At 70.7% G+C, this 16,953-nt stretch carries 17 protein-coding genes and 2 pseudogenes; 7 read left to right on the top strand and 12 right to left on the bottom strand.

Annotated elements, in window-relative coordinates; all coding sequences use genetic code 11:
• Positions 1-63 precede the first annotated feature (63 nt).
• Positions 64-480 carry an Hg(II)-responsive transcriptional regulator gene (merR, locus tag LJB71_RS09505; protein ID WP_259303995.1) on the top strand — a complete coding sequence of 139 codons (417 nt, stop codon included), beginning with the start codon at positions 64-66 and terminating at the stop codon, positions 478-480.
• A gap of 8 nt (positions 481-488) precedes the next feature.
• Entirely contained in the window at positions 489-1,679 is a 1,191-nt protein-coding gene (locus LJB71_RS09500) for an MFS transporter (RefSeq protein ID WP_259303994.1), read from the top strand.
• 97 nt (positions 1,680-1,776) lie between these two features.
• Here the strand turns inward: LJB71_RS09500 and LJB71_RS09495 are convergent, their stop codons facing one another.
• The 7 genes and pseudogenes from LJB71_RS09495 to LJB71_RS09465 form a co-directional block, all read right to left on the bottom strand.
• Positions 1,777-2,028, bottom strand: coding sequence for a hypothetical protein (locus LJB71_RS09495; RefSeq protein ID WP_259303993.1), 252 nt, complete (start codon positions 2,026-2,028; stop codon positions 1,777-1,779).
• Complete coding sequence (locus LJB71_RS09490; protein WP_259303992.1) at positions 2,029-3,327, bottom strand: TFIIB-type zinc ribbon-containing protein; 1,299 nt, start codon at positions 3,325-3,327, stop codon at positions 2,029-2,031.
• Positions 3,328-3,351: 24 nt separating this feature from the next.
• Positions 3,352-4,494: an SPFH domain-containing protein gene (locus LJB71_RS09485; RefSeq protein ID WP_259303991.1), complete on the bottom strand. Its 1,143-nt coding sequence runs from the start codon at positions 4,492-4,494 to the stop codon at positions 3,352-3,354.
• Positions 4,495-4,692: 198 nt separating this feature from the next.
• Positions 4,693-5,559: a DUF6671 family protein gene (locus LJB71_RS09480; protein ID WP_259303990.1), complete on the bottom strand. Its 867-nt coding sequence runs from the start codon at positions 5,557-5,559 to the stop codon at positions 4,693-4,695.
• Between the two features lie 13 nt (positions 5,560-5,572).
• Positions 5,573-5,941 (bottom strand): Sua5 family C-terminal domain-containing protein, encoded by a 369-nt coding sequence (locus tag LJB71_RS09475; protein ID WP_259304781.1) that lies wholly within the window; start codon positions 5,939-5,941, stop codon positions 5,573-5,575.
• A 102-nt stretch (positions 5,942-6,043) separates the two neighbouring features.
• Positions 6,044-6,459, bottom strand: a pseudogene (locus LJB71_RS09470) (L-threonylcarbamoyladenylate synthase); the annotation flags it as partial.
• 124 nt (positions 6,460-6,583) lie between these two features.
• Positions 6,584-7,846, bottom strand: a complete 1,263-nt coding sequence (locus LJB71_RS09465; RefSeq protein WP_259303989.1) for a dienelactone hydrolase family protein — start codon at positions 7,844-7,846, stop codon at positions 6,584-6,586.
• Positions 7,847-8,068: 222 nt separating this feature from the next.
• On the opposite strand from LJB71_RS09465, the gene LJB71_RS09460 reads away from it, so the two are divergent.
• A complete protein-coding gene (locus tag LJB71_RS09460; RefSeq protein ID WP_259303988.1) occupies positions 8,069-8,539 on the top strand; it encodes a hypothetical protein in 471 nt (156 codons plus the stop codon).
• Positions 8,540-8,581: 42 nt separating this feature from the next.
• Here LJB71_RS09460 and LJB71_RS09455 read toward each other — a convergent pair whose 3' ends face one another.
• The 3 genes and pseudogenes from LJB71_RS09455 to LJB71_RS09445 form a co-directional block, all read right to left on the bottom strand.
• Complete coding sequence (locus tag LJB71_RS09455) at positions 8,582-8,788, bottom strand: hypothetical protein (RefSeq protein ID WP_259303987.1); 207 nt, start codon at positions 8,786-8,788, stop codon at positions 8,582-8,584.
• Positions 8,789-8,803: 15 nt separating this feature from the next.
• A complete protein-coding gene (locus LJB71_RS09450) occupies positions 8,804-9,073 on the bottom strand; it encodes a hypothetical protein (RefSeq protein ID WP_259303986.1) in 270 nt (89 codons plus the stop codon).
• A gap of 1,137 nt (positions 9,074-10,210) precedes the next feature.
• Positions 10,211-11,026 (bottom strand): annotated as a pseudogene (locus LJB71_RS09445) (SAM-dependent methyltransferase); the annotation flags it as partial.
• 157 nt (positions 11,027-11,183) lie between these two features.
• On the opposite strand from LJB71_RS09445, the gene LJB71_RS09440 reads away from it, so the two are divergent.
• Entirely contained in the window at positions 11,184-12,011 is an 828-nt protein-coding gene (locus LJB71_RS09440; protein ID WP_310649413.1) for an acyltransferase, read from the top strand.
• Here LJB71_RS09440 and LJB71_RS09435 read toward each other — a convergent pair.
• Positions 11,996-13,105 carry an FAD-dependent oxidoreductase gene (locus tag LJB71_RS09435; protein WP_259303985.1) on the bottom strand — a complete coding sequence of 370 codons (1,110 nt, stop codon included), beginning with the start codon at positions 13,103-13,105 and terminating at the stop codon, positions 11,996-11,998. The genes LJB71_RS09440 and LJB71_RS09435 overlap by 16 nt on opposite strands.
• A 73-nt stretch (positions 13,106-13,178) precedes the next feature.
• Between LJB71_RS09435 and LJB71_RS09430 the strand changes: the two genes are divergently transcribed.
• The 3 genes from LJB71_RS09430 to LJB71_RS09420 all read left to right on the top strand — a co-directional run bounded on the left by LJB71_RS09430 (position 13,179) and on the right by LJB71_RS09420 (position 15,035).
• Positions 13,179-13,718 (top strand): cytochrome b, encoded by a 540-nt coding sequence (locus LJB71_RS09430; protein ID WP_259303984.1) that lies wholly within the window; start codon positions 13,179-13,181, stop codon positions 13,716-13,718.
• 98 nt (positions 13,719-13,816) lie between these two features.
• Positions 13,817-14,053 carry a hypothetical protein gene (locus LJB71_RS09425; protein WP_259303983.1) on the top strand — a complete coding sequence of 79 codons (237 nt, stop codon included), beginning with the start codon at positions 13,817-13,819 and terminating at the stop codon, positions 14,051-14,053.
• Positions 14,054-14,114: 61 nt separating this feature from the next.
• Entirely contained in the window at positions 14,115-15,035 is a 921-nt protein-coding gene (locus LJB71_RS09420; protein WP_259303982.1) for a M14 family metallocarboxypeptidase, read from the top strand.
• 22 nt (positions 15,036-15,057) lie between these two features.
• Here LJB71_RS09420 and LJB71_RS09415 read toward each other — a convergent pair whose 3' ends face one another.
• Positions 15,058-16,860, bottom strand: coding sequence for a DUF885 domain-containing protein (locus tag LJB71_RS09415; RefSeq protein ID WP_259303981.1), 1,803 nt, complete (start codon positions 16,858-16,860; stop codon positions 15,058-15,060).
• Positions 16,861-16,953 lie beyond the last annotated feature (93 nt).

Below are 16,953 nucleotides of genomic sequence, written 5' to 3'. Positions count from 1 at the left end.
CATTGATATTTGCGGGAGGGTGAGGCAAGCTTGCTCCCGTACTTCAGTACGGAGTCAAGCACCATGTCATCGCCCGCAAACGCCTTGACCATCGGTGCGCTCGCCAAGGCCGCCGGCGTCAATGTCGAGACGATCCGCTTCTACCAGCGCAAGGGCCTGTTGCCGGAACCTGCGCGGCCGTATGGCAGCATCCGCCGCTATGGCGAGGCGGACGTGGCACGGGTGCGGTTCGTGAAGTCGGCGCAGCGGCTGGGCTTCAGTCTGGGCGAGATCGCCGGGCTGCTGACGCTGGAGGATGGCCTGCATTGCGAGGAAGCGCAGGCGCAGGCCGCGCACAAACTGGCCGACGTGCGTGCCCGCCTGGCCGACCTGCGGCGGATCGAAGCGGCGCTGGAAGACCTGGTGCGGCGCTGCGGCGCCGCGCATGGCCAGCACGTGCGCTGCCCGCTGATCCTGGCGCTGAAAGCGTCGCCGGCATGAGTGGGCGCATGCGTTCCGCGGCTGGCCAGGGCGGGCGCATCCCGCGCGCGATCTGGCTGCTGGGGCTGGTCAGCCTGTTCACCGATGTCGGTTCGGAGATGGTGCACAGCCTGCTGCCGGTGCTGCTGGCCGGCAGTCTGGGCGCGAGCGCGCTGACGATCGGGCTGATCGAAGGCGCGGCCGAGTCGCTGGTGCTGGTGACCAAGGTGTTCTCCGGCTACGCCAGCGACGCGCTGGGCCGGCGCAAGCCGCTGGTGCTACTGGGCTATGGGCTGGCGGCGGCGGTCAAGCCGCTGTTTCCGCTGGCGGATACGGTGGCCACGGTGACCACGGCGCGGCTGCTGGACCGTTTCGGCAAGGGCATCCGCGGTGCGCCGCGCGATGCGCTGATCGCCGACCTCGCGCCGCCGGCGCTACGCGGTGCGAGCTTCGGCCTGCGGCAGGCGCTGGATACCGTCGGCGCGGTGCTCGGGCCGCTGCTGGCGGTGGCGCTGATGGCCCTGCTGGCCGACGACATCCGGCGCGTGCTGTGGTTCGCTGCGCTGCCAGGCGTGATCGCGATGGTGCTGCTGCTGAAAGTGCGCGAACCGGCACCGGCGGCACGCGCACCGGCGCGGCTGCCGCTGACCCGCGCCGGGTTGGCCCGGTTGGGCGCGCCCTTCTGGCGCCTGGCCGTGCTGGGGCTGCTGCTGGCGCTGGCGCGCTTCAGCGAGGCATTCCTCGTGCTGCGCGCGGCGCGGGGCGGACTGGGTCTGACCTTGGTGCCGCTGGTGCTGGTGGTGATGAGCCTGGTGTATGCGCTCAGCGCCTATCCGGCCGGGTGGTTGTCGGATCGCCTGCCACGGCACTGGCTGCTGGCGCTGGGGCTCAGCGTGCTGGCGCTGGCGGATGCCGCGCTGGCGGTGGAGGCGGGGCACGGGCTGTTGTTCGCCGGTATCGCCCTGTGGGGCCTGCACATGGGGCTGACCCAGGGCGTGCTGGCCAGCCTGATCACCGACGTGGCGCCAGCGGACTACCGCGGCACCGCCTTTGGCGCGTTCAACCTGCTCTCCGGAGCCGGGCTGCTGCTGGCCAGCGCCCTGGCCGGCGCGCTGTGGGACTGGCGCGGACCGCCGGCGACATTCGCTGCCGGCGCGTTGCTGGCGCTGCTGACCCTGGCCGCCATTCCGCTGCTGGTGCGGCCCGCGCAGCGCGGCTGATGCGTGTGGGCGCGGGCCTGGTCGCGCCTGGCCTCGAAATCACGCGCGCGCAGCACGACAGACACCTGGCGCGGATGCCGCTGCCGATGCGAAGGGTTCAGCGTCGTCGGCGCACGCGCTGGCGGTAGTCGCGCACGTTGTCGCCGCGGATGCGGGTCTCGCGGGTGCCCTTGACTTCATCGACCTTGCGGTCGTGCTCGGCGCCGGTGACCGGCTGCGCCTCGATGCGGGTTTCGCGCTCGAACGCGTGCGATTTGTCGGTATTGCGGTAGTAGCGGTACATCGCCCAGTAGAAGCCGGCGGCGCCGGCCGGGCCCAGCAGCAGCCAGAGTGCACTGTCATCGCTCATTCACAGATGCCCCACGATCCAGATGGCCAGGGTCTCCAGCACGGTGCCTACCGTGAGCGCCGCCAGCAGCAGTTTCCAGTGCTGGATCGGGATGCTGCCCATGGTCTCGCCGGTGCGGCCGTTGACCGCAATGTAGTGCAGCATCCCGCCGTTCGGGCCGGGCTGGTGGTAGGAGTACAGCCAGACCGGCAGGTACATCGCCACCCAGCGGCTGCCGTGCACGTCGATCGCCTCTTCCTCCCAGCGCACGCCGCGATCGAAGCGGCGCACCGAACCTTCCACCTGCGCGCGCGCGATCGACAGCAGATGGTCTTCCAGCACCGGCATCAGCTGCGCCACGTCGAGGTCGCGCTTCTCCGAGCTGAAGCCGGACAGATAAGAGGCGTTCCACTTCACCGCGTTCTTGGTGTCGAACGGCAGGATCGTATTGATGATGTTGTTGGTATTGACGCGGGTGTCGAGATTGCCGCGGCTGCGCGAGGATTCCAGCGGCAGATCATCCACCGTGAACGCCACCTGGCGCTCCACCGCGTACACGTCGGCGTCGTAGTAGGTCTTCTTGTCGTTGCCGCTGCCGCGGGTATAGCGGCGGGTCTCGATCTCGCCAAAACCTGCCACCTCGGCCTCGGCATTGGCATCCACGATCATGTAGGGCAGGTACACGCCGGTGACGTTCTCGGGCGTGAACTGCTCCTTGAATGCCTTCAGCGCGAACAGCCGGCGCTTGTCCACGAACTGGCGGATACGCGCCACGGCATCGTCTTTCTTGATATGGAAGGGCAGCACCGCGTCCGGCACCGCGCCGTTTTCGATCTGCTCGTTCACGCCGAACACGTGCCGGCACCAGTGGCAGCGCGCGGTCATGCCGGCCTCGGTGTTCACCGTGACCTCGGCACCGCAGCCGGCGCACTTGAAGCTGACCAGATCGCTGCTGCCGGCGTCGATGTCGCGCGCGCCGGAGGCGATCACGGTGCCGTGCAGCTGGTCGATGCCTTCGCCCAGCCCGAACGCTTCCTCCACCCGCTGCCCCTGCCATTCGTGCCGGCAGTACAGGCAGATCAGCAGGTCGCTGCCGGGCTTCTGGCGGATGTCGCTGGCCCCGCACCTGGGGCAGCGGTTGAGGCCGTCCTTGAGCTCCTCGGCGGCGGTGTCGATGGCGACCGGGTCGGGCGCCAGCAGTTCGTCGCGGACCGGGCCGGGCAGGGTGTCGGGGTCCAGCGGCTGGCTACCCGGCGCGGGCGGCACGTCGCGCGGCGAGCCCGGGCCGGTGGGCGCGGGCGGCGGTGGGATGGTCGGCATGGCGGGTGCGGCGAAGACGGAGGGTTACAGGCCCAGCGCCTTGGCCTTGAGCGCGTCGTAATCGGCCTGGGTGATCAGCCCGAGGTCGAGCATTTCCTTGGCCTTCTTCAGCTTCGCCACCGGGTCGTCGCCGGCCGGCGCCGCCGGCTGCTGCAGGCCGCCGATGCCGCCCAGCATGCCCGAGGCCATGCCGATCCCGACGATCCCGGCCGCGCCGCCGTTCTCGCCGGCCGCCTGGATGCCCTGCGCCACGCTGGCCTGCAGGTTGGAATTGCCGCGCGCGCCAGACAGCGCATCCGCGCGCTGCACGGTCTTGAGCAGCTCGCGGGTGTTGGCGTCGTATTCGATCGAGACGATCGCGGTCTTGACGATCATCAGCCCGCGCTCGGACTTCCACTGGTAGCCGGCCTCCACTGCCTCGGCCAGGCTCTGCGCGAAGCCCACCGAATCCTGCTGGATGCGGGTGATGCGGTTGCCCTTGGCCGGGTCGTTGGTATAGCGGCTGAAGGCCGGCGCCAGCGAGCCCACCACCTCGTTGAACAGCTGCGCGGCGGCGGCGTTGTCGAGGTCGGTGAAGTCGAACACCCGGCCCGGCTGCAGGTAGCTGGCCGGCACGAAGTTCTTCACGAACAGGATCGGATCGACGATCTTCAGGGTGTAGGAGCCGCGGGTGATGGCGCCCACCTGGGTGTTGAGGAAGCCGTCGTCCCAGTAGATCTCGGACTGGGTGCCGAAGCGGTTGTCGGGCAGCTCCTTCAGCGAGACGAAGAACGCCAGCTGCTGCGTGCCCGGAATGCCGCCGAACTTGAAGCGCTCCCAGCTCTGCATCACCAGCGGGTCGAGCAGGCCGTCGCCGGCGAAAATCGACTTCGACTGCAGATCGTCCGAGCGCCATTCGTAGCCGCCCGGCTCGGCCACCAGCGCGGTGATCTTGCCGTCCTGCATCAGCAGCAGGCCGTAGCCCTCCGGCACCACGATCTTGGAGCCGTTGCTGATGATGTTGCTGGAGCCATGCACGTTGCTGCCGCGCCCGGCATTGCTGCCGCGCGGCACCGCGGCGAACAGCGCGGCAGTCGGGGGAAGACCGTCGGGGATGGTGAGGAAGTCCTTCCACTGGTCGCCGAGCATGCCGCCGACCGCGCCTTTCACCGCCTGAATCAGACCCATGGGTGTCGTACTCCAATGCAAAGACCGGATGGCCGGTCGAAGAATACCGCCTGCGGGCGACCCGCGAGAGGTCACAGATGTCACCCCGCACGGATGACGCAGGCAGGAAACGGCAAACGCGCCGGCGGGCGGCCAGCGTCGTGCCGGCGCTGGCGCAGATTTCTTGCAGGGCCGCCCAACGCAGGCGGCACATTGCGATCAGGGGTTGCAGCGGTCGCAGTGGGCGGGGTCGGCCAGCATCCGCCGCACCGGGCGCAGCGTTTCGTGGCCGCAGTGGCGGCACAACTGGCGATGGCCGCGTGCCTGCACGGTCGGGGCCAGGCACCAGGCGCAGGGCAGTCCACGCACCGCCTCGCCGGGGACGAAGCCGGGCTGGCCGCAGGCCGGGCAACGGCTGCGCCATGCGCGCACCAGGGCGAGGCTGGCGCGTGCGATCCGGCGCATCCGGCGCGGGCAGCGGTGCGCGCGCAGGTCGGTTTCCACCCAGGCCTCGCCGTGTTCGGCCAGCAGCGCGGCTACTTGGGCTTCCAGCGCGTCGCGGGTGTCCAACTGCTTGAACAGTGCCCGCGTGGGTGCCGGCTGGCCGTCGGCCACGCCCATCACCACCAGCCCCTGCGCGGGGAAGCCGGCGCGTGCGGCGAATTCGCGCAACCCGGCAAGGCTGCTGATGCGCTCGCCGGCCGCATACGGGGCGGGGGCGCCGTGCCAGCCGGCCAGCTCCAGCCCGCTGTCGCGATCGATCAACAGCACCAGTTCCAGGCCCATGCTGACGAACGGCAGCTCGGGGTGCGGGCCGAAGCTGCCCTCGCTGGCCAGCCCCACGCGCGCTTCCGGCAGGTGCGCGAAGCCGGCGGCGATCTTGGCGCGCGCCGCCTCCAGCGCGCTGCCGGTGCGCGCCACATCGCGGCTGAAGGTGCCGAAGCGGTCGCTGTCAAACCCCGGCGGCACCTGCACCTGCAGGCCGAGGAAGCGGCCCAGCAGCGGGGCGATCACCCGTTCCTTGTGGTGCATGGTGGCCAGTACGGCGGTGCGTCCGGCCAGCGCGTCCAGTGGCGGGGCGTGCATGCGGTTGGCCGTTTTAGTGCGTGGGAACACTGCCCTGTCCGGCGGCGCGCAGCAGGCGGTCGCGCAGGGCTTCGGCGGCATCTCCCGGCGGCAGTTCGGCCACGATCACCTCGGCGCCGCGGGCATCGGCCTCGCGCAGCAGTGCATACAGCCGTTGCATGCGGGTATCCACGGTGTCGCCCGCATCCAGCCAGATCAAGGCCGGGTGCGCGATGGCCGGCGGCAAGGACGACAACAGCGCGGTGCGCAGGCCATGCGCCAGGCAGGCCTCCACCTGCGCCTGCAGGGTGGCGGCGGGCGCGCACAGCACCTGCGCGCGCGGGCTGTAGTGGCGCTTCATCAGCCCGGGGCTGCGGGTGCCGGCGGCCGGGCGCAGGTCCACGTCCCGTTGCAGGCAGTCCGCGATCTCGGCCGCGCTGATCCGCCCGGGCCGCAGGATGCGCGGGGTGTCGGTGCTGACATCCACGATGGTCGATTCGATCCCGACCGCGCACGGCCCGCCGTCCAGCACCAGCGGCAGGGCGTCCCCGAACTCGGCGCGCACGTGCGCGGCGGTGGTGGGGCTGACGTGCAGGTGGCGGTTGGCCGAGGGCGCGGCGAGCCCGCGCCCGAGCCGGCGCAGCAAGGCCAGCGCCAGCGGGTGCGCCGGCATTCGCAGGGCCACGGTGTCCAGCCCGCCGGTGACCACGCGCGGCACGTCGGGCCGGGCCGGCAGCACCAGGGTCAGCGGGCCGGGCCAGAACGCGCGCGCCAGCGCCAGCGCGGCGGGGGTACCTCGGCCGCCCAGTCGTGCAGCTCCTCCACGCTGCCGATGTGCACGATCAGCGGATGGTCCGCGGGGCGCTGCTTGAGCGCGAAGATGGCGCGCACGGCCTCGGGATTGCGGGCATCGGCGGCCAGGCCATAGACGGTTTCGGTGGGCAGGCCGACCAGCCGGCCCTGGGCGAGCAGGGCGGCGGCGGCGGTGATCCCGGCATCGGCATCGCTGCCGGGATCGGGGGCGGGCAGGGGGATTCCATGCCCGCTATGGTGCCACCGGCGGGATGCATCCGGCCGGGTTCATTCGCCCTGCGCGACCGAGTACCCGGGCTGGCCGTCGAAGCGGTACAGGTTCTCGGTCTTGATCGCCGGCAGGCCATGCTCGACCAGCCGCGCGAGCAGCTCCGGCACCTGGCGCGGCATGGGTGGCTCGTATTTCCGGAACGCCTTCGAAGTACGCCGCCAGAACCGCATTGCCGCCGCCGCCCGGGAAAAAGGCGCGGCCCAGCGCATCGACGATCCCGGCGTAGACCTGCTGCGAGCGGCCTGCATCCATCAGCGTGCCGCCGAAGCGGGTCAACGTGCCGGGCATCACCTGTGGCGCATCCGAGAAACTCATGTGGCTGCCGCCGCTGATGGCGACCGCCCAGTTGCTGTCCAGTCCGCCGCGGGCAAGGAAGTCGAATGGCGGCTTGCCCAGATCGGGAGCGGTCAGTGGACGCTCCGGCTTGGCCGACCGGCTCAGGGCCAGCAGCGTCGGGCGCACGAGGCCTTCGGCGTAGGCCGTGGTGCCCTCGACCACGCCTTCGAAATCCGCGCAGGCGGAAACCCGCGGCTCGCGCGAGCAGACTTCCACCGCGACCGTGCCGCCCAGCGAGTGGCCGACCGCGGCAATCCGCGCCATGTCCAGCGTCAGGCCGACGGCGCGCACGCCCCGTGAGGCGGGCAGAGCGTCCAGCGTCTTGCCGATGTCCTGCGCCCAGGCGATGACGCGCGGCTGCCAGGCGCGCGGCTCGTCAGCCTGCTGTAGCGGATCGTCGGCACCGGACACGATCCGGCCGTCCGCCAGCCGCGACAGCCCGAGGTAGGGCGCATCGACTACCGCCACGGCATATCCGCGGCGGGCGATCGCGCTGGCCAGTTCCGCATAGTGGAAGGCCGCCACGCCGGAGCCCGGTGACAGCGTCACCAGCGGCAGCGCGGCTTCGACGGCGCGGGCATCACGACGGGCCGGCGCGGGACGCGTCGCCCATGCATGGATGTCCTCGGCCGGGATGTCGTAATACCCGGTCTCCACCATCCGTGCGAGCAGGGCAGGATCGTCGGCGTAGGCGCGCCGCCAGCCGGTGCCGGCGATCGCGGGGTAGTAGAGATCGACGCGCCAGCGGCGCGGGCCGCCGGCGACGGGATCGGTGCGGCTGGCATCGGTGATGGCGATGGACGTCATTCCGACGGGTGAGCGCTCCGCAGCGCGGCCTGCGGTGGACAGCAGCATCGACAGTGCAAGCGCAATCAGCACGCGGGTCATCATCGGCATCCGTGGGTGCAACAAGCCGCACCTTGCTCCGCACGGTCGCGGGAAGCGCGTGGCGAAGGTCACGCGCGGGGCGGCCGGAGACGCGTTAATGTGGCGGCCGGATCGCGCATGGTGCGCGCAAGGGGTGGGTGATGCGGGGATCGACGCTGCAGGGCTTTGGCGGGCGAGGCGGGATTGGCCTGCATCCGTGGCTGTGGGCCGGGGCGGCGGGGGGTGCTGTTGCTGCCGGCGCTGGCGATGCGGTTCTACCCGCAGGCCGGGGTGGCATGGACGGCGCTGGACTTCGTGGCGATGGGCGTGCTGCTGGCGGCGGCCTGCGGCGCACTGGAACTGGGCCTGCGCCGGGGCCGCGCGCTGGCGTATCGCGCCGGCTTCGCGCTGGCGGTCGCCACCGCGCTGCTGACGGCGTGGGTGAACCTCGCGGTGGGCATGCTCGGGCGTGCGGGTGATCCCGCCAATGCCTTGTTCGTCGCGGTGCTCGCGGTGGCGGTGCTGGGCAGCGCGTGGGCGCGGCTGCGTGCACCGGGCCTGGCCCGGGCCATGGCGGCGACCGCGCTGATCCAGCTGGCGGCGGCGGGCATTGCGATGGGCATGGGGCGGTTCGCGCCGGTCGAGGTGGTGCTGACCGCCTGTTTCGCACTGCCCTGGGCGCTGGCGGCGGCCCTGTTCCGCCAGGCGCGCTGACGTTCGCCTGTGCGCCGGCCTGCGGGCCAGATGCCCTGCGAATCAGATGTCCGGCTTGCGCAGATGCACGCGCGGGCCGGGTGCGGAAGGCCCGTCGGGCAGGGAGGCGCCGGTCTCTGCGGTATCGGTCGCCGTGTCGGGCGAAGCCGCGGCACGCGCTTCGCGCTTGCGGGCGTCCTTTTCGTCCTGTTTCTTCTTCTTCGCCAGTTCGCGCTGGCGCTTTTCGAATGCGTAGTTGGGCTTGGGCAAGGGCGGCTCCTGGGGTCAGCGGGAAGGTTTGCGGGTGCGGCCTGCGGGCGCTGCCGGTGGCGCGCTGGGCGCGGCGTCCTCGGGCAGGCCGATGCGCTGCAGCGCGCGGGTGGTGCCGAGGACCTCGATGGTGCCGCCGGCCTTGCGGAAGGCGTCCATGTGCTCGGCGATCCGTTCGCGGGTCAGCGTGGCATTGCGCTCCGCCGGCTTGCGGGCCTGGAACAGTGGACTGGTGCGCTTGCCGGTCGCCGGTTCCGGCGGCGGGGTGGGCTTGGTACGCGGCATGGAGCCTCCTGTGGCGGGCACGCGTGGGTGCCGGGTGGGTCGTCGGGCGCGTGCCCGGCGGTATCGCGATGGCCGGGATGCCGGCCGGGGAAGCGGGAGAGAGGAGCGGGAGTGCAGGGGTGGTCGCAAGACGGGGCGACCGTGGCGCGCAAGCGCGGAAGAGTGCGGGCAGGCGGCACCGGGGCTGGCCTGCACGCGGGGCGCGTGTTTGTCAAGCTGAATCCTACGCGAATGTGGGCGCGGGCGCCATTCGCACAGGTCGGACAAGGCGTAGGATCGACCGCATCCGGGGACAACGATGAGGTGGCATATGCGCACGATCATGCAGGCGGCGGCGTGGGGGCTGGTGCTGGTGTCCGGGGTTGCAATCGCTGCGAAAATCGACGGTGGAATGCCCAACCGCATTTCGATGAACGTCACCGTGCCCAAGCAGACCCAGGGCGCCACCTTCGGCGAGAGAGTCAGCAGCGGCCTGCACGCGGCGGGGAGTGCGGTGGCCCAGGGTGCCAGCCTGCAGATCGAGGCGGCCTGCGATGGTCGCCAGTGCGTGGTGACCTTCCCGGGCGGCCATGGCGTGCGCGCGGATTTGCAGGCCCTGAAGCTGGCCCCGGCCGAGGCGGGGGCGGCCGCGGTGGGCAATGCGCTGCCCGGCGGTGCGATCGTATCGGCGGCGGTGTCCTCGGTGTCCACCCTGTCCGGCCACGCTGGCGGTGGTGCGGCCTCCGCCGGCTATGCGGCGACCGGCCGGGTGGCTCCAGTGGCAGCGCCGTTGCCCAGTCGCGCGGCCGGTCCCGGGCAGATCGATGTCACCGAACCGCTGGTCGATGGCGAGTACCTGCTGACCCTCGTGGTGGAAAAGGGCGCAGCGGAACCGGGCGCGGCCGGGAAGGGCAAGGCGGCCGACAAGGTGGTGGAGAAGGCCACCAGCGGGCTGAAGGACACCCTCAAGACCCAGGTGCGCACGTCCGCCCCGCCGCAGGTGCGGATCGAACTCGCGTTCCAGGTCCAGGACGGCGTGCTGAAGGCCAGGCACGACACCGCCAAGAACAGCATCGCGAACGTGCGCTGAGCGCGCTCAGCGCGGGCGCTTCCCGGCGTACATGGCGGCGTCGGGCTCAGCGCTTCGTCGCCAGCACCCCCGTCCAGTGCCAGCTCGGCCTTGAAGCCGGCGGCTTGCAGCCGGCGCGCCACTTCCCGCGGCACGTCGCGGCCGGAGGTCAGTTTGTTGGGGCTGCCGGTGTAGTGGAACAGCCGGCCGCCGCGGCGCAGTACCCGCGCCAGCTGCTGGTAGAACGCCAGCGCATACAGCTCGCCGGCGATGCCGAAGCGCGGCGGGTCGTGCAGGGCGGCGTCGAACGCGGCATCCGGCAGGGTGGTGATCGCCCGCGAGACGTCGGCATGGGTCAGCCGCAGGCGGCCACCGTTTTCGTCCGGGTCCGGCGACCATGGGTTGAGCCTGCGTAGCCACAGCACGTCCGCGTTCTTCTCGAACGACTGGATCGCCGCCACGCCCGCGTCGAGGCAGCAGGCGGCGAAATAGCCCAAACCGCCGCAGGTGTCCAGCACGGTCTTGCCCGTCGGCTGCACCAGCGCCACCTTGCGGCGCGCATCCATCAGCGGCGATTCCTTCGCCGTCGGCAGCATCTTGATGCCGTCGATCTCGAAGGTCGGCACGCCCCATGCGGTCGGCACCAGCTTGATCAGTTTCCCGGCATAGCGCGACACCGGGGCGAAGGCGTCGCCGTCCCACCAGTACAGGGTGCGGTCCTTGAGCTTGCCGGGATAGGGATAGTCCGTGCCGCGCCAGGTCCAGTGGTCGGCGGCCAGCGCGATGGTCTCGCGGCGGCGGTCGAGGTCCAGCGAACCTTGCCACGTGGCATGCCCGGCGTCGCGGGCGGCGAGCAGGGCCTCGCCCAGCGGGCGGGTGAGCAGGGGCGTGGCGATGCGTGGCATGTGCGGATGATAGCGGCGGCCTGAAAGCGCGCCGGCTTTTCCGCGACAATGGCGGACCTTCCCTGCCGACCTGGCCCGATGTCCCTGCTTCGCCTTGCCCTGGTGTTCCTGCTGATCACGCTCAGCACCGTGCTGCACGTGCTGCCGCTGCTGGGGGGTGGCGCTGCTGAAGCTGGCGCTGCCCTTCGAGCGGCTGAAAGTCGCCTGCAATCCACTGCTGACCGGCATCGCGGAACGCTGGATCGGGTTCAACAACCGGCTGTGGGATCTGTTCACCGATACCCGCCTGCAGGTGGACGGGGATCTGGCCTTGCGGCGCGACGGCCACTACCTGGTGCTGGCCAACCACCAGAGCTGGGTGGACATCCTGGTGCTGCAGAAGCTGTTCAACCGGCGCATCCCGCTGCTGCGCTTCTTCCTCAAGCGCCAGCTGTTCTGGGTGCCGCTGCTGGGGCTGGCGTGGTGGGCGCTGGATTTCCCGTTCATGGGCCGCTACACGCCCAAGCAGATCGCGCGCAACCCGGCGCTGGCCGGGCGCGACATCGCCGCCACCCGGCGCGCCTGCGAGAAATTCCGCGCGATCCCGGTGGCGATCATGAACTTCGCCGAGGGCACCCGCTTCACCGTCGCCAAGCACGCGCGCCAGGGCTCGCCCTATCGGCACCTGCTCAAGCCGAAGTCGGGCGGGGTGGCCTTCGTGCTGGACGCGATGGGGCAGGGGCTGCATGCGATCCTGGATGTCACCATCGCCTATCCGGCCGGCGTCCCCTCGCTGCTGGACCTGATGGCCGGCCGCATCCCCGAGGTCCGCGTGCGCCTGCGCCAGCATCCGATCCCGGCCGGGCTCGCGCAGGGCGACTACCAGCACGACCGCACCTTCCGCGCGCGCTTCCAGCAGTGGATGAACGCGCTGTGGCAGGAGAAAGATGCCGATTTCGATGCACTGTTGGAGGTATCGCTACCGGCCAATCAGTCAATCGTCTGATCGCGTCTGCGCTGGTGGAAGTACACCTGCCCGGCGGCCCAGCGCAGCGGTGCGGAATGCAGGAGCAGATCGAACGGCCAATCCATCTGGAAATGGTCGAACGCCCAGCGCAGCAGGCGTTTGGCCCGGAAGCGCGGAGCCGCCGCGATTGCAGCCGACTCTGCGGGTGGCCCGGCATCGCAAAGATGCGCGGCGATCGCATCCCCTACGCTCCAGCCGTGCGCCCAGGCCGAATGGATGCCGCCGGCGGTCACCGGCGAGACGATCCCCGCGGCGTCCCCCGTCAGTATCGCGCGATCCCGCGCGATTCCGCGCACGGGTCCGGAGCAGGGGATCAACCCCGCGCGCACCTGCCCCGGTTTGAGTTGCCGTGGCAGGCCACCGGCCAGGCCGACGCGCAGCAGGAATGCATCCAGATCCGGCACTCGGCTGTTGCGAGGGTCGTGACGCAATGCAAGCCCGGCCTGGAGTCCGGTCGGGTTCTGCGCGAGCCAGCCGATATAGCCCGGCGCGAAGCGCTTGCTGATGAAGCAGTGCAGGGCATCGGGATCGGCCAGCTGCACGCCGGGAAACTCATACTCCACGCCATACAGGAATTGCCGGGCCTGTCCCAGCCCGCAGCAGCGCGCCACCTGCGAGCGCGCGCCATCGGCGCCGACCAGATAGCGGGTGCGGCCGACGCCTTCCACTTCCCAGCCGTCATCGTGGCGCGTCGCGTTCCGGAAAGGCTGGCCGAGTCGGAGTTCCACCCCGTGCGCGCGCAGTTGCCCGGCTAGCCAGCGCATGACCTGCGGGGTGTTGGTGGTCAGGAAGTAATAGCCCGGCGCGGTCAGGCGGACTTGCTTGAGCCGCGGCGAGTACAGCTGCACGGCCTCGATCCGGCGGGTCGCGCTGGCCGGCAACTGGTTCAGCAGGGTTTGCTCGGCGGCCTCCTTCACGATGATGCCGGTGGTATGCAGCTTTTCGCCCGGATCCCGCTTGCGTTCGAGCACACAGACACGCAGACCGCGCCGGGCGGCCGCGATTGCGCAGGCGGCACCGGCGAAACTGGCGCCGACCACGACAAGATCGTATCGAAGGGGGTCTGCGGACATTCAAACCCATGCATGATGACAGTGAGATTCGGGATGCGCTAGCGTAGCGCCACCTTTTCCTCAGGAGAGCGCCATGTCCGCCCAGCCCCGTCCGCGCTACACCACGCTCCAGCGGCACCTGCATTGGTGGATGGCGCTGCTGGTGGTGCTGGCCTATGTGCTGATCGAACAGCGCGGGCTGTTCCCGCGCGGCAGCGGCGGGCGCACTGCGATGATGCAGGGCCATTTCTGGGCCGGCATCACCATCTTCCTGCTGGCGTTCTGGCGGATCCTCACCCGCCGCCGGCATGGCGCGCCGCCGGTGACCCCGGCGTTGGACGGGTTCACCGCGACCACCTCCAGGCTGATGCATCTGGCCCTGTACGCCTTCTTCATCGTGATGCCGCTGCTGGGCATGGCCACCGCATGGAGCGACGGCAAGGCGATCATGATCCCGTTCACCGGGGTCGCGCTGCCGGCGCTGCTGCCGGAGAACAAGCCGCTGGCGCATACGCTGGAGGATATCCACGGCACCATCGGTGACATCTTCTACTGGGTGATCGGCCTGCATGTGCTGGCCGCGCTCTATCATCACTGGGTGCGCCGCGACGATACCCTCAAGCGGATGCTGTAAGGACTCCGCCGCCGCTCCGGCTTGACCGCGGTCAGGGCGCGCGGAGTGGTTGCGGCATAGCCTGCGCGAACGCCGATTGGGCGTGGCAGGAGCAGAGGATGGAGTTCGAAGTCAGGTTGGCAGGTGCGGGGACGGCGGCGCTCCCCGCGATCCAGGCGTTGCTCTGGCAGAAAGATCCCGCCGCACTGGTGGATTGCGATGCCGGAGGAAGCCGCTTGCGGGTGAAGGCGTGGATTTCCGCCGCCCAGCTCACCGAAATACTGGTGCAGGCGGGGTTCCCGCCCAGCGAGGTGTCGCAGTTGCCTTCCGTTTGCTGTGGTGACTGCAGCGGCTGACAGCGGCGATCGGCGGGGCATGGCCTAGACTGTGGGCAATCCGCGCGTCAGGAGCCAGCCCATGGCCATCGAACCGTCCTCCATCGGTACCCCCGGTCAGCCCTGGGGCGAGGCCGAAAAAGTCCAGTGGCGCGCATTGCAGTCGAAGAAGCGCAGCTATGCCGACGATGTGCTGGCGCGGATCGAGGCGCTGCGTGGGGCCTTCGATGTCGTGCAGTACGGCGAACTGGACTGGGGCGAGGATGGCCGCTATCCGCTGCTGGCGCTGCGCAGCCGCGACTGGGATGACGCGCTGCCGGTCGCGCTGGTCACCGGCGGCGTGCATGGCTACGAGACCAGCGGCGTGCACGGCGCGCTGCTGTTCGCGGCGCGCGACGCGGCGGCGTACGCCGGCGGCGCCAATCTGCTGGTCGCGCCCTGCGTCAGCCCCTGGGCCTACGAGCGCATCCACCGCTGGAACCCGCGGGCGCTGGACCCCAACCGCAACTTCGTGGCCGGCAGCCTCTGCGCCGAGTCGGCGGCGCTATGGGCGTTCATTCAACCGCTGCGCGGGCGGGTCGCGATGCACATCGACCTGCACGAGACCACCGACAGCGACGAGAGCGAATTCCGCCCGGCGCTGGCCGCGCGCGATGGCAAGCCGTACGAACCCGGCACGATTCCCGACGGCTTCTACCTGTGCGCCGACAGCGCGCGGCCGGCGTCAGCGTTCCAGCAGGCGATCCTTGCCGCGGTGGCGGAGGTGACGCACATCGCGCCGGCGGACCCCGACGGGACCATCATTGGTTCGCCGGTGGTGGCGCCGGGCGTGATCGAGTACGACTACCGCGCGCTGGGCCTGTGCGCCGGGATCACCGACGCACCGTACGTCACCACCACCGAGGTCTATCCCGACAGCCCGCGCGCCAACCCGGCGCAATGCAACGAGGCCCAGGCGGTCGCCGTGCGCGCGGCGCTGGAGTTCGCGCTGGCGGCAGCCTGAAGCCCGCCGGCGCGGACCGTCCTCAGCGGATCGGCTCGTCCAGCATCAACTCGCGCACGTAGCGCACCGGCGGCGCGCCGTAGGACAGCACCTGGTCGTGGTAGGCCTTGAGGTCGAAGCGCTCGCCCAGCCTGCGCCGCATCGCCTCGCGCAGGTCCAGGTGCTCCTGCACGCCGACGAAGTAGGTGGGCAGCTGCGCCGAGGTGAGCTGGGCGCGCACCCACTTGCCGGCGGCCTCGCTTTCCTGCTGGAAGGCGTCGTGGGTCATCAGGCGCATGGCCTGCGCGCGGCTCCAGCCGTCCACGTGCACGCCCTGGTCGAGCAGCGCGTTGGCAATGGTGCGCAGGTAGAACTTCAGCTGCACCAGGTGGAACAGCGGGTCGCCGTCCAGGTAGCCCTGCTCCTGCATCATGCGCTCGGTATAGACCGCCCAGCCTTCCGCGAACACCCCGGAGCGCAGCACGCCGCGCAGCACCGACGGGTACTTGGCCGAGTGCCAGCCCTCCAGGTAGTGGCCCGGGATGCCCTCGTGGATCGACAGCAGCTGGATCATGCGGCTGTTGTATTCGCGCAGGAACGAATCGGCCTGCGCCTGGCTCCAGTCGTCCGGGATCGGCGAGATCGCGTAGAACGTTTTCTGGCCCTTGTCGAGTGGGCCCGGCGAGTCGCAGTAAGCCACCGCCACGCCGCGCTGGAACTCCGGCATCAGGATCACGTCCACCGGCGCGTCCGGCAGGGTCACCAGGTTCTTCTTGCGCACGAACGCGGTGGCCGATTCCAGCGCCGCCCTGGCAGCCTCCACCACCGCATCGCGCGCCGGGTGGTCGGCGTAGGCCAGCGCGAGCGCCGCCTCGATCGCCGCCTGCTGCTGCGCGTCGGTCGGCTGCTCCGGCAGCGCCGGCGCGCCGGCCTTGCCGGCCAGCACGCGGCGGGCGATGGCGTACATCTGCGCGCGCACGCGCTGCATCTCGGCCTCGGCGCGCTGCTTGATCTCGGCGCGCGAGAGCGAGGAGGACAGCGCGAACTTCAGCTTCTGGTCGTACTTCTCCGCGCCGATGCGGAAGTCGCCCTTCGCGTTCGGCACCAGGGTCTTGTCCAGCCAGGCCTGGTGTTCGGCCACCGCCTGCTTGAGCGTGGCAATCGCGGTGCGGGTGCGCGCGGCGTCGGCGGGTGGCAGTGCGTCCAGGTGCGGGGTGATGAAGGTGTCGACGATCGACAGGATCCCGGCGTTCTGGCGCGCCACCGTCTGCGCGTGGATCTTCGGCACCCGCGCCGGGTCGAGGTTGGCGCGCGCCTGCGCCAGCAGCGCCGGCAGCTTCTCCATGCGCGCGGTGGCGGCCTTGATACGGTCCGGCAGCGGCGCGAAATCGCGCGCCATCAGGCCGTAGATGGCGCCGCCGGCCAGCCCGCCGTACAGCTGCGGATCCCAGGCCCAGTCCTGCAGGACTTCGGTCGTCCAGATGTCCGACTGCAGCTGGTTGCGCAGCAGCGCGGCATCCACCTGGTGCTCGCGCGACAGCCTGCCGGCATCGATGGCATCGAGTTTCGCCAGCAGCGCCTTGCTGGTGTCCAGTCGGTGCTGGCGGCCGGCGGCGCTGAGATCGTCCAGCTCGGCATCGAAGCGGTGGTCGCCGGTCTGGGTGGCCGCCACCGGCGACAGCCGCATCCAGGCGTCCACCGCCTGCCGTGACAGGGCGGTGAAGGCGGCATTGGCATCGCTGGCCGGGGCAGTGGCCGTGCCGGCCGCCGGGGGCGGCGGCGTTTGTGGCCCGCCGCAGCCGGCGAGCAGGGTGGTCAAGGTCACGGCCAGCAGGCGATGGCGCATCCGGAAAGCTCCCCAGTCGATCGAAACCACCACGATACGGGCTGCGCACGGCCGCGCCCAGTGCCGGAAGGCCCGCCCGGGCGGGCCGTCGCG

Origin of the sequence: Thermomonas sp. S9 (assembly GCF_024704365.1) — a bacterium.
Classification (GTDB): Bacteria; Pseudomonadota; Gammaproteobacteria; order Xanthomonadales; family Xanthomonadaceae; genus Thermomonas.
Note: the sequence above shows the minus strand (reverse complement) of the source record. Positions and strands in the feature narration are given on the sequence as shown.

Excerpts from the sequence above, each read along its gene's own strand:
- merR (WP_259303995.1), top strand. The coding sequence starts at position 64 with ATGTCATCGCCCGCAAACGCCTTGACCATCGGTGCGCTCGCCAAGGCC.
- LJB71_RS09500 (WP_259303994.1), top strand. The coding sequence starts at position 489 with ATGCGTTCCGCGGCTGGCCAGGGCGGGCGCATCCCGCGCGCGATCTGG.
- LJB71_RS09495 (WP_259303993.1), bottom strand. The coding sequence starts at position 2,028 with ATGAGCGATGACAGTGCACTCTGGCTGCTGCTGGGCCCGGCCGGCGCC.
- LJB71_RS09490 (WP_259303992.1), bottom strand. The coding sequence starts at position 3,327 with ATGCCGACCATCCCACCGCCGCCCGCGCCCACCGGCCCGGGCTCGCCG.
- LJB71_RS09485 (WP_259303991.1), bottom strand. The coding sequence starts at position 4,494 with ATGGGTCTGATTCAGGCGGTGAAAGGCGCGGTCGGCGGCATGCTCGGC.
- LJB71_RS09480 (WP_259303990.1), bottom strand. The coding sequence starts at position 5,559 with ATGCACGCCCCGCCACTGGACGCGCTGGCCGGACGCACCGCCGTACTG.
- LJB71_RS09465 (WP_259303989.1), bottom strand. The coding sequence starts at position 7,846 with ATGACCCGCGTGCTGATTGCGCTTGCACTGTCGATGCTGCTGTCCACC.
- LJB71_RS09450 (WP_259303986.1), bottom strand. The coding sequence starts at position 9,073 with ATGCCGCGTACCAAGCCCACCCCGCCGCCGGAACCGGCGACCGGCAAG.
- LJB71_RS09435 (WP_259303985.1), bottom strand. The coding sequence starts at position 13,105 with ATGTCCGCAGACCCCCTTCGATACGATCTTGTCGTGGTCGGCGCCAGT.
- LJB71_RS09430 (WP_259303984.1), top strand. The coding sequence starts at position 13,179 with ATGTCCGCCCAGCCCCGTCCGCGCTACACCACGCTCCAGCGGCACCTG.
- LJB71_RS09425 (WP_259303983.1), top strand. The coding sequence starts at position 13,817 with ATGGAGTTCGAAGTCAGGTTGGCAGGTGCGGGGACGGCGGCGCTCCCC.
- LJB71_RS09420 (WP_259303982.1), top strand. The coding sequence starts at position 14,115 with ATGGCCATCGAACCGTCCTCCATCGGTACCCCCGGTCAGCCCTGGGGC.
- LJB71_RS09415 (WP_259303981.1), bottom strand. The coding sequence starts at position 16,860 with ATGCGCCATCGCCTGCTGGCCGTGACCTTGACCACCCTGCTCGCCGGC.